Here is a 14,383-nt window from a genome sequence, read left to right on the forward strand (position 1 = left end):
AGGCCGTTCCGCTCGGCTTTCACAGCGCCCGCACCGCCGCCAGCACCTCCTCGGCATGGCCGGCAACCTTCACCTTCGACCAGATTCGGGCGATCCTGCCGTCCTTGTCGATCAGGAAGGTGGTGCGCTCGACGCCCATATACTTGCGGCCATACATGCTCTTCTCGACCCAGAGCCCATAGACTTCGAGCATCGTGCGGGTCTCGTCGGCGACGAGCGGGAAGGCGAGGTCGTACTTCTTCTTGAACCGGTCATGGCGCTTCACCGGATCGGGCGAAATGCCGACGATCTCGGTTCCGGCCGCAGCGAATTCCTTCCTCAAGCCATTGAAAGAAATGGCTTCTTTGGTACAGCTCTCGGTATCGTCCTTGGGATAGGCATAGAGCACGAGCTTCCGGCCGCGCAGGCTGGACAGCGCCAGCGAACCGCCGCCATCGGTCGGCAAATTGAAATCCGGAGCGAGGTCGCCTTCCTTCAATGACACGGCTGCCTTCCTTTCGTCGCGTTCGACCTGCAATGAGCCAGAGAATCGGTTGGCAAGGTACGCTGCGTTTCCGAATGGAAGCCAGCCGGCAGGGATGCGCGCCGAATCAGTTAGGGTAGCCGACGCACTGGTGCGGTTATCCGCTGGCCTCTGGGCAGGACGAGGCTCATGATACGGCGGCTGGCCTACCCGGGGATCGGAGAATCGGCTTCGACCCTTCATCCCAATGCATAGGTCCCAGTGAACGACACGGCAGACAAGAGCGGGCAGGCCAAGGCAGCAACGCCGGCCTGCGAGGAGGTCGCTGCGGTGGCGCGGCGGGCCAAGGCCGGGCTCGTCACCATTGCGGTTGCTGCCGTCGTCGCCCTGGTCACGCTGGCTGCTGCCGCCGGCACCTTGCTCGTCACCGGGATGATCCCGCTTTCGGGGCTGGAAGGGCGGATCTCGGCGGCGATCGCCGAGCGGCTCGGACCCGACTGGCAGGTCGAGGCCGGACAGGCTGAGCTCAGCCGCATCGACGGCCGCTCGCAGCTCATGGTCAAGCAGGTTTCCTTCCGCCATCGCAGCGGCGCTGCCTTCCGCGCTCCGGAGGCCGTGCTCGGCTACGAGCCGCTCGCCTTGCTGCGGGGAGAGATCAGGCTGGTCTCGGTCGATCTGCGCGGCGTCAACGTCAGACTCGGCGTCAATCACGACGGGGCGCTGATCGTCAACGCCGATTCAGCGCCGCCCGAGACGCTGCCCCAGCCGGTCGTGGCCGATGCCGGGCATTGGAACGCCTTCACCAGCATCATGAGCGCCGTCGGGACCCTCGCCCAGGGCGACGGGCTGCTCGGTGCGCTCGAGACCGCCGGCATGCGCGGCGCCAGGCTCGCCCTGGTCGATCCGGACGGGCGCCAGAAGGCCGGGCTCGAGGATGTCGATATCAGGCTGTCGCGTGCCGAGGGCGGCGTCACCCGCCTGACCATGAAGGGCAGGACCGGCCCGCGCTGGAAAGAGCTCTCGATCGATCTCTCGACCGACAAGGACGGCACGCATCACGCCGAGGTCGATATTACCCGTTTCGAGCCAGCTGAAGCGATGGCGCTCGCCTTCGGCACGGCCAGCGTCGCGATCGACGGGCTGCCGATGAAGGGCAAGGTCTCCCTGGCACAGAAGCCGGGCGGCCCAGGCAAGATCGAGGCCCGTTTCGACATCCTGCCCGGCACGGTGCATTTCCGCGACAGCCCGATCGAGCCGATCAAGATCGAATCCGCGCATGTCGAGGTCGAGAGCAATGGCGGGCTGAACGATTTCCGCATCGTCTCGACCGAGGTGAACGCCGGGCTGACCCAGTTGCGTGGCACGGGCCGGCTCAGCGAGCAGAATGGCGTCTGGCAGGCTGCGCTTGACGTCAGCGGCCAGGTCGCCGGCCTCGATTCCGATCCCCCGGTTGTGATCGACCGGATGCATGGCGACCTGACGCTCGACCAGCGCGTCGGCGAGGTGCGGATTCCGAACGTCACCGTGCAGGGACCGGCGATCCATGCCGAGATGACCGCGCTCGTCCGGCGCGAGGGCGATTCGCCCTATCAGAAGTTCCTGATCAAGAGCACGGATTCGGATGCGCGCGCGATCCTGGCGATCTGGCCGGGCTGGACCTCGCCGGAACTGCATGGAACGCTGCGGCGGCAGCTTCTCGCCGGGCGGATGAAGAGCGTCGTCGTCGATCTCGACCTGCCCGCGGCCGATCACGCCCGGATGCTCAAGGGTGCGGGCATGCCGGACAAGTCGCTTTCCGTTTCCCTCGATGGAACGCAGGTGCGCTTCCAGCCCGGGCCGGGATTGCCGCCCCTGGTCGATGCCGATGTCAAAGGCACGACGAGCGGGCGCATCGTGACGCTTTCGATCCCGAAGGCGACGGCCGATCTCGGCAATGGCCGCAAGCTCATGCTGAGCGAGGGCAGTTTCAACCTGCCCGAAATCTGGATGCATCGGGCACCGGCGCAGGTCGGCTTCCGCACGACCGGCCCGATGGAAGCGCTCGCTGCGCTGTTCGCCTTTCCCGCACTGAAGGATTTCACGCCGGGCGCACTCGACCCGGCCTCACTGCGCGGCACGAGCGATCTCAAGACCGCGCTGACCTTGCCGCTTGCCCCCGACGTCAAGGCGAACGAGGTCACGGTCCAGAGCGCGGGCACGTTCTCGAATGTCGGCTCCGACAGCCTGCTTGCGCCTGAGAAGCTCGACGGCGCCAATCTCGCCGTCACCTTCGACGCCAACGGCTTGTCGCTGCGCGGCGACGGACGGGTGAGCGGCGACAAGGCGCAGATCGACGTCAGGCAGAATGCGAAGGGGCAGGGCGAGGCGAATCTATCCTTCGTGCTCGACAATGCCGCTCGGCAGAGGCGCGGCTTTGGGCCGGAGGCCGGGATCACCGGCTCGGTGCCCGTCAAGGTCAGCAAGCCGCTCGGCAGGGGCGCGGACCAGCCGCCGCGTGTCGAGCTCGACCTGACCAGGGCGGCGATCGAGAGCAGCGTCCCCGGCTTCACCAAGGCAGCCGGCAAGGCCGGCAAGGTGAGCTTCAACTTCATCGCCGATAATGACGGCCCCGACCTCGACGATTTCACGTTCGATGCCGCGCCGGTGCTGATCAAGGGCAAGATCGAGCTCGGCAGGCAGAACAGCTTCGAGAGCGCCAGCCTGTCGCAGGTCCGGGTCTCGCCCGGCGACAACCTCAAGGTCGAGGCCAGGCGCGACGGCAGCTTGACCAAGCTCACGGTTCGCGGCGCGGTTGCGGATGTCAGGCCCTTCGTCAAGGATCTGCAGGGCGGACCGGCTCCGTCCCAGCGCCGCGAGAAGAACCCGGCGAAAGAGGCCGATATCGACATTGATCTCGATGTTCCGATCCTGACCGGGTTCAACAACGAGGCAATCGGCAACGGCAAGATGAGGCTGTCGAAGCGCGACGGCGACCTGCGCTCGCTGAGTTTCGACGGCCGGATCGGCAAGGCCACCGTGTCCGCCCGCAAGGGCGACACGGCAGCGCCGCTGGTGGTGCAATCGGAAAATGGCGGCGCCGTGCTGCGCTTCTTCGACTTCTATCGCCGCGCCCATGGCGGCGACCTGATCCTGACGCTCGGCCCGGGCGAGAACCGCCAGAGCGGCGAATTGCTGTTCCGCGATTTCGTGGTGCGCGACGAGCCGGCACTGAAGCGCGTCATTGGCGAACAGACCAACCTTGCCATGGCGGGCGATGCGCCGGGTGGGGTCGCGACGCCGCGCATCAATGCCAATGAGGCCGCCTTCACCAAGCTCAGGGCCGAGTTCAGCCGGTCGTCTAGCCGGCTCGATGTCTCCGACATGGTGATCTGGGGCCAGCAGGTCGGCTTCACCTTGCAGGGCAATGTCGATTACGGCCGCGACAAGGTCGACATCGCCGGCACTTTCGTGCCGGGCTATGCCTTCAACAACGCCTTCGCGCAGGTGCCGGTCGTCGGAGCGCTGCTCGGCGGCGGCAGCCAATATGGCGGCCTCTTCGCGGTGAATTTCCGAATCTCGGGCTCGGCCAGCGCGCCAACCATGTCGATCAATCCGCTTTCGGCGATCGCCCCCGGCATCCTGCGCCGCTTCGTCGACCCGCTCGGCGGCACACCGAATGAGCGGCCGGTGCAGGGGCCGAGGACGCTGGGCTCGGCCGAAGCGCAGCGCTGAGCGTAGCCGGCAAGCCGCTCAGGCTGCCATCATTGCGAGGAACAAGGCGGCGACGTGACCCGGGCGGCAGAGCGCCCCGTCCAGGGATTGCTTCGCTCGCAATGGTGATGCAGGCGGCGTTTCACTCGGGCCGTAGCAGGACGTGCTTCTTCTTGCCGAAGGAGAGCTTGATCACGCCCTCGGCGAGGTCCGAGGCCGAGAGCGTCGCGCGCTCGTCGCTGACCAGCATATCGTTGACGCGCAGGCCGCCGGCCTTGATTTGGCGGCGGGCCTCGCCGGTCGAGGGCACGAGCCCGGCCGTGACGAAGGCGCTGAGCACGCCGAAGCCGGCATCGAGAGTCCCCTTCGGCACCGCGACGCTCGGCAGGTCGGCGGCGAGCGCGCCTTCCTCGAAGGTCTGGCGAGCCGTCTCGGCCGCTCCTTCAGCCGCCTCGCGGCCATGCAGCAGCGCGGTGACCTCGGTGGCCAGCACCTTCTTGGCGTCGTTGATCTCCGAGCCGCCGAGCGCAGCGAGCTTCGCGATCTCCGCCATGGGCAGCTTCGTGTAGAGCTTCAGGAAGCGCTCGACATCGGCATCTTCGGTATTCCGCCAGAACTGCCAGAATTCGTAGGGGCTCATCAGGTCGGCATTGAGCCAGACCGCGCCGGAGGCTGTCTTGCCCATCTTGCCGCCCGAGGCGGTGGTGAGCAGCGGCGAGGTCAGCGCGTAGAGCTGGACGTCGGCCATGCGGTGGCCGAGATCGATGCCGTTGATGATGTTGCCCCACTGATCCGAGCCGCCCATCTGCAGGATGCAGCCGGTGCGCTTGTTCAGCTCGACGAAATCGTAGGCCTGCAGGATCATGTAGTTGAATTCGAGGAAGGAGAGCGACTGCTCGCGGTCGAGCCGCGTCTTGACGCTGTCGAAAGACAGCATGCGATTGACCGAGAAATGCCGGCCGACATCGCGCAGGAACTCCAGGTAATTCAGCCCGAGCAGCCAGTCGGCATTGTTCATCATCGTCGCCGGGCCGCCGAAATCGAGATAGTTGGCGAAGACCTTGCGGATGCCGACGAGGTTGCGCTCGATATCCTCGACCGTCAGCAGCTTGCGCGCCTCGTCCTTGAACGAGGGATCGCCGACCATCGAGGTGCCGCCGCCCATCAGCGCGATCGGCTTGTGGCCGGTCTCCTGCATCCAGTGCAGCATCATGATCTGGATCAGCGAACCGGCATGGAGCGAGGTCGCCGTCGCATCGAAGCCGATATAGGCGCTGATCGGCCCCTTGGCGGCAGCCGCGTCCAGGCCCTCCGGATCGGAGATCTGGTGGACATAGCCGCGCTCGGTGAGGACGCGCAGGAGATCGGACTTGAAGCTGGTCATGATGCGACTCGGCTGACTGGGACTATCTGGCGATTCCGTTGCCCCGTCATGGTCGGGCCTGGCCCGACCAGCCACGTCTTCGCGGGTCGAATGCGATGTTCAGGACGTGGCTGCCCGGACCGAAGCCCGAGCATGGCGGCGTTCGGCTCAGGGCTGTTCCTGCTCGGTCTTGGCGATCTCGGGGCCGACCTTGCGGTCGAGATAGGCGCTGACCTGCTCCATGAGCTGATCGACCCGGCCGTCGAAGAAATGGTTGGCGCCATCGACCACGGCATGCTCGATCTGGATGCCCTTCTGGGTCTTCACCTTCTCGATCACCGCCATGACCTCCTTGACCGGGGCGACGCGATCCTCCGAGCCATGCACGAACAGGCCTGAGGACGGGCAGGGCGCCAGGAAGGAGAAGTCGTAGCGGTTGGCCATGGCCGCGATCGAGATGAAGCCCTCGATCTCCGGGCGGCGCATCAGCAGTTGCATGCCGATCCAGGCGCCGAAGGAGACGCCGGTGATCCAGCAGCTCTTCGCCTCGGGATTGAGCGCCTGCATCCAGTCGAGCGCGGCGGCCGCGTCCGAGAGCTCGCCGGCGCCGTGGTCGAAATGGCCCTGGCTGCGGCCGACGCCGCGGAAATTGAAGCGCAGCGCCGAGAAGCCGCGATTCACGAAGGTGTAGAACAGGTTGTAGACGATCTGGTTGTTCATCGTCCCGCCGAATTGCGGGTGCGGATGCAGGATGATCGCCAGAGGCGCGCCCTTCTTCTTGGCGGGCTGGTAGCGGCCCTCGATCCGGCCGGCCGGTCCGTTGAAAATAACCTCGGGCATCTGTCACTCGCCTTTTGCTGGGGCGGGCCTGTTTCGGGGCGGGCGAGGGCGGCAATTGCCGCCTGAATCGCCCCGCCGCCCTTGACGGACCCGCCGCTCGCGCCCTACATGAAGCGCTTAGAACGGTTCTAACACCCGTGAACAATATAGGAACAAAGGGAAGTTTGGCCGGGATCGGCGCTTCCCGCGCTCCTGACACGAGGCGTTGGAGCGGCGGCTATAGCATGGCGCATGGGTGCGATTTCAAGCATTTCGTGCCTGCCTGAGCCGCAAACAAGATCGGAGCCTGACAGAACGTGACCGGGACGCCCCGCGCCTATCTCGATCATAACGCCACGACGCCCATGCGTCCGGAGGCGGTCGAGGCCATGGTCGCAGCACTCGGGCTCGCAGGCAACCCATCCTCCGTCCATGGCGAGGGACGGGCGGCGCGAGCCGCCGTCGAGCGCGCGCGGGCGCAGGTCGCGGCTTTGTGCGGCGCCAGCGCGGCCAATGTCGTCTTCACCAGCGGCGGCACCGAGGCGAATGCGACGATCCTTTCGCCCGGGCTCATGGAATGCAGCGGCGGGCGCGACTGCGTACGTGTTCCCGCTACGCTCCTGCTTTATGGCGCGACGGAGCATGCCTGTGTGCGCGACGGGCATCGCTTCCCGGCCGGCAATGCGGAAGCGATCCCGGTCGATGGCGCGGGGCGGATCGATCTCGAATGGCTCGAGGCGCGGCTCGCGCGTTTCGCCACTGAGAATCCCGGGGCGCGGGCTCTGGTCTCGCTGCATCTCGCCAATAACGAAACCGGTGTGATCCAGCCCGTCGCCGCGGCAGCCGGGATCGTGCATAGCCATGGCGGGCTGCTGCACAGCGACGCCGTGCAGGGAGCAGGCAAGATCGCGATCGATATCAATGCTTTGGGTGTGGATGTTCTGACGCTGTCGGCGCATAAGCTCGGCGGGCCGAAGGGGATCGGCGCCATCGTCTTCCGGAGCAGCGCCTATGAGCTCGCCGACAAGCCGATGCGTGGCGGCGGCCAGGAGCGCGGCTGGCGTGCGGGCACGGAGAACGTGCCCGGCATCGTCGCTTTCGGTCTGGCGGCCGAGATCGCTGGCAAGACGCTTGCGGCCGAGGGCGAACGGCTCTGCGCGTTGCGCGACCGGCTGGAGGCCGGCATCCGGGCGCTTGCACCCGAGACTGCGGTCTTCGGGCACGGTACTGAGCGCCTCCCGAACACCAGCGCCTTCGCGACGCCGGGCATCAAGGCCGAGACGGCGCTGATCATGCTCGATCTCGCCGGCGTGGCGCTGTCCTCCGGCTCGGCCTGCTCGTCGGGCAAGGTGCGGCGCTCGCATGTGCTGGACGCGATGGGAGTAGACCCTGCCATGAGCGCAGGGGCCTTGCGGGCGAGCCTGGGATGGACCACCTGCGAGGCGGATATCGAGATGTTTCTGGCGGCCTATGCGAAGTCTGTGGCCGCGAATCGAAGCCGGGAGACGCAGGCGGCGGCCTGACGAACCGGAAAGAGTACCCAACCGGCGGGCCTTGAACCCGCGACTGGAGACTGAACAATGCCAGCGGTCCAGGAGACCATCGAACAGGTCAAGTCGATCGACGTGACCGAGTACAAGTACGGCTTCGTCACCGAGGTCGAGGTCGACAAGCCCGCCAAGGGCCTGACCGAGGACACGGTGCGCTATATCTCGTCGCGCAAGAACGAGCCGGAATGGATGCTGGAATGGCGGCTCGACGCCTTCCGCCGCTGGAAGACCATGACCGAGCCGACCTGGTCGCGCGTGCATTACCCGCCGATCGACTATCAGGACCTGTACTATTACGCCGCGCCCAAGAAGGGTGCTTCGCCCAAGTCGCTCGACGAGGTCGACCCGGCGATCCTGGAGACCTACAAGAAGCTCGGTATCCCGCTGCGTGAGCAGGAGATCCTCGCTGGCGTGCAGCCGGAGAACCGCGTCGCGGTCGACGCCGTGTTCGACTCGGTCTCGGTCGTCACCACCTTCAAGAAGGAGCTGGCCGAGGCCGGCGTGATCTTCTGCTCGATCTCGGAGGCGATCCAGGAGCATCCCGAGCTGGTGAAGAAGTATCTCGCCAGCGTCGTGCCGGTGACGGACAATTATTTCGCCACGCTGAACAGCGCGGTCTTCACCGACGGTTCCTTCGTCTATGTGCCCAAGGGCGTGCGCTGCCCGATGGAGCTCTCGACCTATTTCCGCATCAACGAGCAGAATACCGGCCAGTTCGAGCGCACGCTGATCATCGCCGACGAGGGCGCCTATGTCAGCTATCTCGAAGGCTGCACGGCGCCGAAGCGCGACGAGAACCAGCTCCATGCCGCGGTGGTCGAGCTGATCGCGCTCGACGATGCCGAGATCAAGTATTCCACGGTCCAGAACTGGTTCCCCGGCGATGCCGAGGGCAAGGGCGGCATCTACAATTTCGTGACCAAGCGCGGCGACTGCCGCGGCCGAAACTCGAAGATCTCGTGGACGCAGGTCGAGACCGGCTCCGCCATCACCTGGAAATACCCGTCCTGCATCCTGCGCGGCGACGGCTCGCGTGGCGAGTTCTACTCGATCGCGGTCTCGAACGGCATGCAGCAGGTCGATAGCGGCACCAAGATGCTGCATCTCGGCCGCAACACCACCTCGAAGATCATCGCCAAGGGCATCGCGGCCGGCAAGTCGGACTCGACCTATCGCGGCATGGTCTCGGCCCATCGCAAGGCGATCGGCGCGCGCAATTTCACCAATTGCGACTCGCTGCTGATCGGCGACCAGTGTGGCGCCCATACCGTGCCCTATATCGAGGCCAAGACCGCGACCGCGGTGTTCGAGCACGAGGCGACCACCTCGAAGATCGGCGAGGACCAGCTCTTCTACTGCCAGCAGCGCGGCCTCTCCGAGGAAGAGGCGGTGGCGCTGATCGTCAACGGCTTCGTCAAGGAGGTGCTGCAGCAGCTCCCGATGGAATTCGCCGTCGAGGCGCAGAAGCTGATCACGATCTCGCTTGAAGGCTCCGTGGGCTGACGCCCGTCCCGTTTCCGAGATGCCCGGGACAGGCCCGGGCATGACGCCGAGACAGGCGCGTCATGGTCGGGCTTGACCCGACCATCTCCCACCGAATGGAACTCTGACAATGCTCGAAATTCGCAATCTGGTCGTCAAGATCGCCGACGAGGACAAGCAGATCCTCAACGGGCTCAACCTCACCGTCTCGGCCGGCGAGGTCGCCGCGATCATGGGCCCCAACGGCTCCGGCAAGTCGACCCTCTCCTACGTGATCGCCGGCAAGGAGGACTACGAGGTCCTCGACGGCGAGATCCTGCTCAACGGCGAGAACGTGCTGGAGATGGAGGCCGATCAGCGCGCCGCTGCCGGCATCTTCCTCGCCTTCCAGTACCCGCTGGAGATCCCCGGCGTCGCCACCATGACCTTCCTCAAGGCGGCGATGAACGCGCAGCGCAAGGCGCGCGGTGAGGCCGAGCTGCTGACGCCGGACTTCATCAAGCAGGTCAACGCCGCCGCCGACAAGTTGGGCATTGCCCGCGACATGCTGCGCCGGCCGCTCAATGTCGGCTTCTCCGGTGGTGAGAAGAAGCGCATGGAAATCCTTCAGATGGCTCTGCTTTCGCCGTCCATGTGCATTCTCGACGAGACCGATTCCGGCCTCGACATCGACGCGCTGCGCATCGTCGCCGAGGGCGTCAACGCGCTCCGCGACAAGAACCGCGGCTTCCTCGTCATCACCCACTATCAGCGCCTGCTCGACCACATCGTGCCCGACACCGTGCACGTGATGTCGAAGGGCAGGATCGTGAAGACCGGCGGCAAGGACCTGGCGCTCGAGCTCGAGAAGAGCGGCTATGCCGCCTATGGGGAGGCCGCCTGATGGCCATCGTCACCCCGCTGAAGACGGCGGCCGAACAGGCGCTCGTCCAGCAATTCGCCAATGTGAAGGCGGAGCTGCCGGGCGGCAACGCCGTGCGCAAGCTGCGTGAGGACGCTTTTGCGGGCTTCGAGGCCAAGGGCCTGCCGCATCGCCGGCTCGAATCCTGGCGCTATACCGACCTGCGCGGCCTGCTGCGCGACGCCAAGCCGCTCGCCGGACAGCCGGCGATCACACCTGAGATCGCTGAGCGCCTCGCCGCGCTAAAGCTCGACGGCATCCGGCTCGTGCTGGTCGACGGCGCCTTCGCCGCCGAGCTCTCGACCCTGGAAGGCTTGCCCGAGGGCGTCACCGTCAATGCGCTCGCCGACGCCCTGGTCTCGCCGCGCGAGGATCTGACCCGCATCCTGTCGGGCCCCGGGGTCTCCGCCGATGATTCCGGCCTGATGCTGAACACCGCGCTGATGCGCGACGGCGTCATGGTCGAGATCGCAGAAGGCGTCGAGCTCGAAACCCCGATCGCGATCGTCTCGCTCGTCTCGGGCGTCGAGGAGCAGGCGGTCTATAGCCGCTCGGTCGTGCTTTTCGGCAAGGGTGCCAAGGGCACCGTCGTCGAGGTCAGCGAGGCCGCCGGCCCGAAGGCGGCGCAGATCAACGGCGCGCTCGTCATCGAGACCGGCGACGAGACCGAGGTCCAGCATGTCCGCATCGTGACGCGCCACGCGGCCGAGAGCGTGCAGGTCCAGAGCCTGCTCGCGACCGTCGGCGCCCAGGCCAGATTCGACTCGTTCGCGCTGGTCTGCAATTCCGGCACGGTGCGCCAGCAGCATTTCGTGCGCTATGCCGGCGAGCATAGCGAGGTCGGCCTGCGCGGCGTCAGCCTGCTCGGTGGCCAGGAGCATTCCGACGTCACCCTGATCGTCGACCATGAGGTGCCGCACGGCACCAGCCGCGAGCTGTTCAAGTCGATCATCGGCGGCGAGGGCACCGGTGTCTTCCAAGGCAAGGTCATCGTGCGCCCGCATGCGCAGAAGACCGATGGCGGCATGAAGAGCAATGCGCTGCTGCTGAACGATGGCGCGACCATGTTCAACAAGCCGGAGCTCGAGATCTTTGCCGATGACGTGGTTTGCGGCCATGGCGCGACCGTGGCGCAGATCGATGGCGAGCAGCTCTTCTACCTGATGGCGCGCGGCCTTCCGCGGCCGCAGGCCGAGGCGCTGGTGCTGCAGGCCTTTGCCGGCGAGGCGGTCGAGTTCGTCGCCGACGAGAACCTGCGTGTGCTCATCATGAGCGAGGTCGAGGCCTGGCTCGGCGAGCGTGAGGCCCATGCTGTGGTGAGTGCGATCTGATGCCCTACGTCAATCTCCAGATCACCAAGGGCGCGACGCGCGAGCAGAAGGCCGAGATCGTCAAGCAGTTCACGCAGACGCTGGTCAGCGTGCTCGGCAAGAATCCGGCCAATACCCATATCGTGATCCAGGAGATCGAGCGCGAGGATTGGGGTCATGCCGGTGTGCTCGTCGCCGACAGGCAAGGCAATCCCGGAAAGGCGTGAGCGATGAATGCGCCCGTGAAGCCCTATGACGTCGAGCTGATCAGGAAGGATTTCCCGATCCTGAGCCGCGAGGTCTATGGCAAGCCGCTGGTCTATCTCGACAATGCCGCCTCGGCGCAGAAGCCGGAGGTCGTCATCGACGTGATGTCGAGCCTGATGCGCGAGAGCTATTCCAACGTGCATCGTGGCCTGCACTATCTCGCCAATGCCTCGACCGAGGCCTATGAGGCGGCGCGCGAGAGCGCGCGGCGCTTCCTCAACGCGGCGCATCTCGAGGAGATCGTGTTCACGCGCTCCTCGACCGGCGGGCTCAACGCGGTCGCGTCCTCGCTCGGGCGCTATCTCCAGATCCAGGAGGGCGACGAGATCATCCTCTCGGCGCTGGAGCACCATTCCAACATCGTGCCCTGGCATTTCTGGCGGGAACGCTATGGCGCGGTGCTGAAATTCGCGCCGATCGACGAGGACGGCAATTTCCTGATCGACGAATTCGAGAAGCTGATCTCGCCGCGTACCAAGATCGTGGCGCTGACCCAGATGTCGAACGCGATCGGCACCATCGTCCCGATCCAGCAGGTCGCGGCGCTCTGCCAAGCCTATCACATTCCGCTGGTGGTCGATGGCAGCCAGGGCGCGGTGCATCTGCCGGTCGACGTCCAGACGCTCGGCTGCGACTTCTATTGCTTCACCGGGCACAAGACCTATGGGCCGACCGGCTCGGGCGTGCTCTGGGGCAAGCGCGAATGGCTTGAGAAGCTGCCGCCCTATGAAGGTGGCGGCGAGATGATCATCACCGTCAGCGAGGACAACATCACCTATAACGACCCGCCGCACCGGTTCGAGGCCGGCACGCCGGCGATCGTCGAGGCGGTGGGGCTCGGCGTCGCGCTCGACTACATGATGGCGCTCGGGCGTGAGAACATCGCGGCTCACGAGGCCAAGCTCGGCGACTATGCCCGCCAGCGGCTCGGCGAGATGAATTCGATCAAGATTTTCGGCAATGCCCGGGAGAAGGGCGCGATCGTCTCCTTCGAAATGAAGGGCGCCCATGCCCATGACGTTGCGACCGTGATCGACCGCGCCGGTGTCGCAGTGCGCGCCGGCACCCATTGCGCGATGCCGCTCCTCGCACGATATGGGGTGACGTCGACCTGCCGCGCTTCCTTCGGGCTCTACAACACGATGGAAGAAGTCGATAAGCTGGTCGAGGCCTTGCAGAAGGCCGAGACGTTGTTTGTGTGAACGGATTGATGCCATGACCGATAGCGCAACCGAAGAGCTGAAGCCGAATGCGCCTGCGCTCGGGGCTGGCTCGACGCTGCCGCCGGAGGAGATCGACCGTCTCACCGACGACATCATCGCGGCCCTGAAGACGATCTACGATCCCGAGATTCCGGCCGATATCTATGAGCTCGGCCTGATCTATCGCGTCGATATCGCGGATGACCGCCAGGTCGCGATCGACATGACGCTGACCGCGCCGGGCTGCCCGGTCGCCGGCGAGATGCCGGGCTGGGTCGAGAATGCCGTCAGCGCCGTGCCGGGCGTTTCCGCGGTCACGGTCAACATGACCTTCGATCCGCCCTGGGATCAGTCGCGCATGTCGGATGAGGCGAGGGTCGCTCTCGACATGTGGTGAGCGCGCATGCCGGGGAAAGGGCGCACGAACGGGCGGCATCTCGCCATCGTCCGGCGCGCCTATGCCCGGCAAATGCTGGCCAGCGTCGGCGTCGACGGCAATCAGCGCCTTGAGGATGCCCTCTCGGAGATTCCCCGTGAGCGCTTCCTCGGCCCACCGCCCTGGCAGCTTTCGCGCGGCGGCCTCTATTCCGGCCTCAGCAGCGACGATCCCGTCGTGCTCTATCAGGATGTCCTGGTCGCGCTCGCGCCGGAGCGTGGCGTCAACAATGGCAGCCCGTCGCTGCACGCGCTCTGGCTCGACAGGCTGGCGCCGCGGAGGGGCGAGCGCATCGTCCATATCGGCGCCGGAACAGGCTATTACACGGCGATCCTGGCTGCGCTCGTCGGTCCCGAAGGCAAGGTCCTTGCGGTCGAGTTCGATCAGGATCTCGTCGCGAAGGCCAAGGCCAACCTCGCCGACCTGCCGCAGGTGAGCGTGCTCCAGGGCGACGGTGCGGATTGGCCGCGCGAGCCGGCCGATTGCATCTATGTAAACTTCGCCGTCGCGCGACCGGCCGCCGCCTGGCTCGAACAGCTCGCGCCGGGCGGACGCCTGATCTTCCCACTTGGTCTCCCCCCACAGCGGAGCGGCCCGCGGCGACGCACCGCGCTCTATGGCGCGAGCTTTCTGATCGAGCGGCGAGCCAACGGCCTGGCCGCGTCCTGGCTCGGCCCGGTCTCCTTCGTTTGCGCCGAGGGGATGCTTGCCGGCTCCGAGGTCGACCAGGTGGCGCTCTCGGCGGCCCTGGAGAAGGAGGGAGCCGAATTCGTGCACAGCCTGCGGCTCGGCCGGGCGGCGCAGCCACAGCGCTGCTGGCTCTGCGGAGAGGGCTGGAGCCTGAGCTATGACGAGCTCCAGGCCGAGGGCTGAAGCTGGCAAGCCTCCGTGATCGATCGC

General features: G+C 66.0%; 12 protein-coding genes. 9 read left to right on the forward strand and 3 right to left on the reverse strand.

Annotation, left to right across the window (positions count from 1 at the left end):
* Positions 1-19: 19 nt before the first annotated feature.
* Positions 20-484 carry a peroxiredoxin gene (locus EV560_RS15015; RefSeq protein ID WP_131856576.1) on the reverse strand — a complete coding sequence of 155 codons (465 nt, stop codon included), beginning with the start codon at positions 482-484 and terminating at the stop codon, positions 20-22.
* A gap of 240 nt (positions 485-724) precedes the next feature.
* Between EV560_RS15015 and EV560_RS15020 the strand changes: the two genes are divergently transcribed.
* Positions 725-4,174 carry a YhdP family protein gene (locus tag EV560_RS15020; protein ID WP_131856577.1) on the forward strand — a complete coding sequence of 1,150 codons (3,450 nt, stop codon included), beginning with the start codon at positions 725-727 and terminating at the stop codon, positions 4,172-4,174.
* Positions 4,175-4,295: 121 nt separating this feature from the next.
* Here EV560_RS15020 and tyrS read toward each other — a convergent pair whose 3' ends face one another.
* Together tyrS and EV560_RS15030 are read right to left on the reverse strand one after the other, a co-directional pair.
* On the reverse strand, positions 4,296-5,537 hold the full coding sequence (gene tyrS / locus EV560_RS15025; protein ID WP_131856578.1) for a tyrosine--tRNA ligase: 1,242 nt from the start codon (positions 5,535-5,537) through the stop codon (positions 4,296-4,298).
* A gap of 147 nt (positions 5,538-5,684) precedes the next feature.
* A complete protein-coding gene (locus EV560_RS15030) occupies positions 5,685-6,356 on the reverse strand; it encodes an alpha/beta hydrolase (protein WP_131856579.1) in 672 nt (223 codons plus the stop codon).
* A gap of 296 nt (positions 6,357-6,652) precedes the next feature.
* On the opposite strand from EV560_RS15030, the gene EV560_RS15035 reads away from it, so the two are divergent.
* From EV560_RS15035 to EV560_RS15070, 8 genes are all read left to right on the forward strand, one after another.
* Positions 6,653-7,858, forward strand: a complete 1,206-nt coding sequence (locus EV560_RS15035) for a cysteine desulfurase family protein (RefSeq protein WP_131856580.1) — start codon at positions 6,653-6,655, stop codon at positions 7,856-7,858.
* A 57-nt stretch (positions 7,859-7,915) separates the two neighbouring features.
* Positions 7,916-9,388 carry a Fe-S cluster assembly protein SufB gene (sufB, locus tag EV560_RS15040; RefSeq protein WP_131856581.1) on the forward strand — a complete coding sequence of 491 codons (1,473 nt, stop codon included), beginning with the start codon at positions 7,916-7,918 and terminating at the stop codon, positions 9,386-9,388.
* Positions 9,389-9,497: 109 nt separating this feature from the next.
* The gene (gene sufC / locus EV560_RS15045) at positions 9,498-10,250 is read left to right on the forward strand and encodes a Fe-S cluster assembly ATPase SufC (RefSeq protein ID WP_131856582.1); all 753 of its coding nucleotides are present in this window, start codon (positions 9,498-9,500) and stop codon (positions 10,248-10,250) included.
* Positions 10,250-11,599 (forward strand): Fe-S cluster assembly protein SufD, encoded by a 1,350-nt coding sequence (sufD, locus tag EV560_RS15050; protein ID WP_131856583.1) that lies wholly within the window; start codon positions 10,250-10,252, stop codon positions 11,597-11,599. The genes sufC and sufD overlap by 1 nt, the downstream gene beginning before the upstream one ends.
* Complete coding sequence (locus EV560_RS15055) at positions 11,599-11,805, forward strand: tautomerase family protein (protein WP_131856584.1); 207 nt, start codon at positions 11,599-11,601, stop codon at positions 11,803-11,805. The genes sufD and EV560_RS15055 overlap by 1 nt, the downstream gene beginning before the upstream one ends.
* A gap of 3 nt (positions 11,806-11,808) precedes the next feature.
* Positions 11,809-13,047 (forward strand): cysteine desulfurase, encoded by a 1,239-nt coding sequence (locus EV560_RS15060; protein WP_131856585.1) that lies wholly within the window; start codon positions 11,809-11,811, stop codon positions 13,045-13,047.
* Between the two features lie 13 nt (positions 13,048-13,060).
* Positions 13,061-13,444 carry an SUF system Fe-S cluster assembly protein gene (locus tag EV560_RS15065; protein WP_131856586.1) on the forward strand — a complete coding sequence of 128 codons (384 nt, stop codon included), beginning with the start codon at positions 13,061-13,063 and terminating at the stop codon, positions 13,442-13,444.
* 6 nt (positions 13,445-13,450) lie between these two features.
* A complete protein-coding gene (locus EV560_RS15070; RefSeq protein WP_131856587.1) occupies positions 13,451-14,356 on the forward strand; it encodes a protein-L-isoaspartate O-methyltransferase family protein in 906 nt (301 codons plus the stop codon).
* Positions 14,357-14,383 lie beyond the last annotated feature (27 nt).

The organism is Allobosea sp. BK604 (genome assembly GCF_004341515.1).
Classification (GTDB): domain Bacteria; phylum Pseudomonadota; class Alphaproteobacteria; order Rhizobiales; family Beijerinckiaceae; genus Allobosea.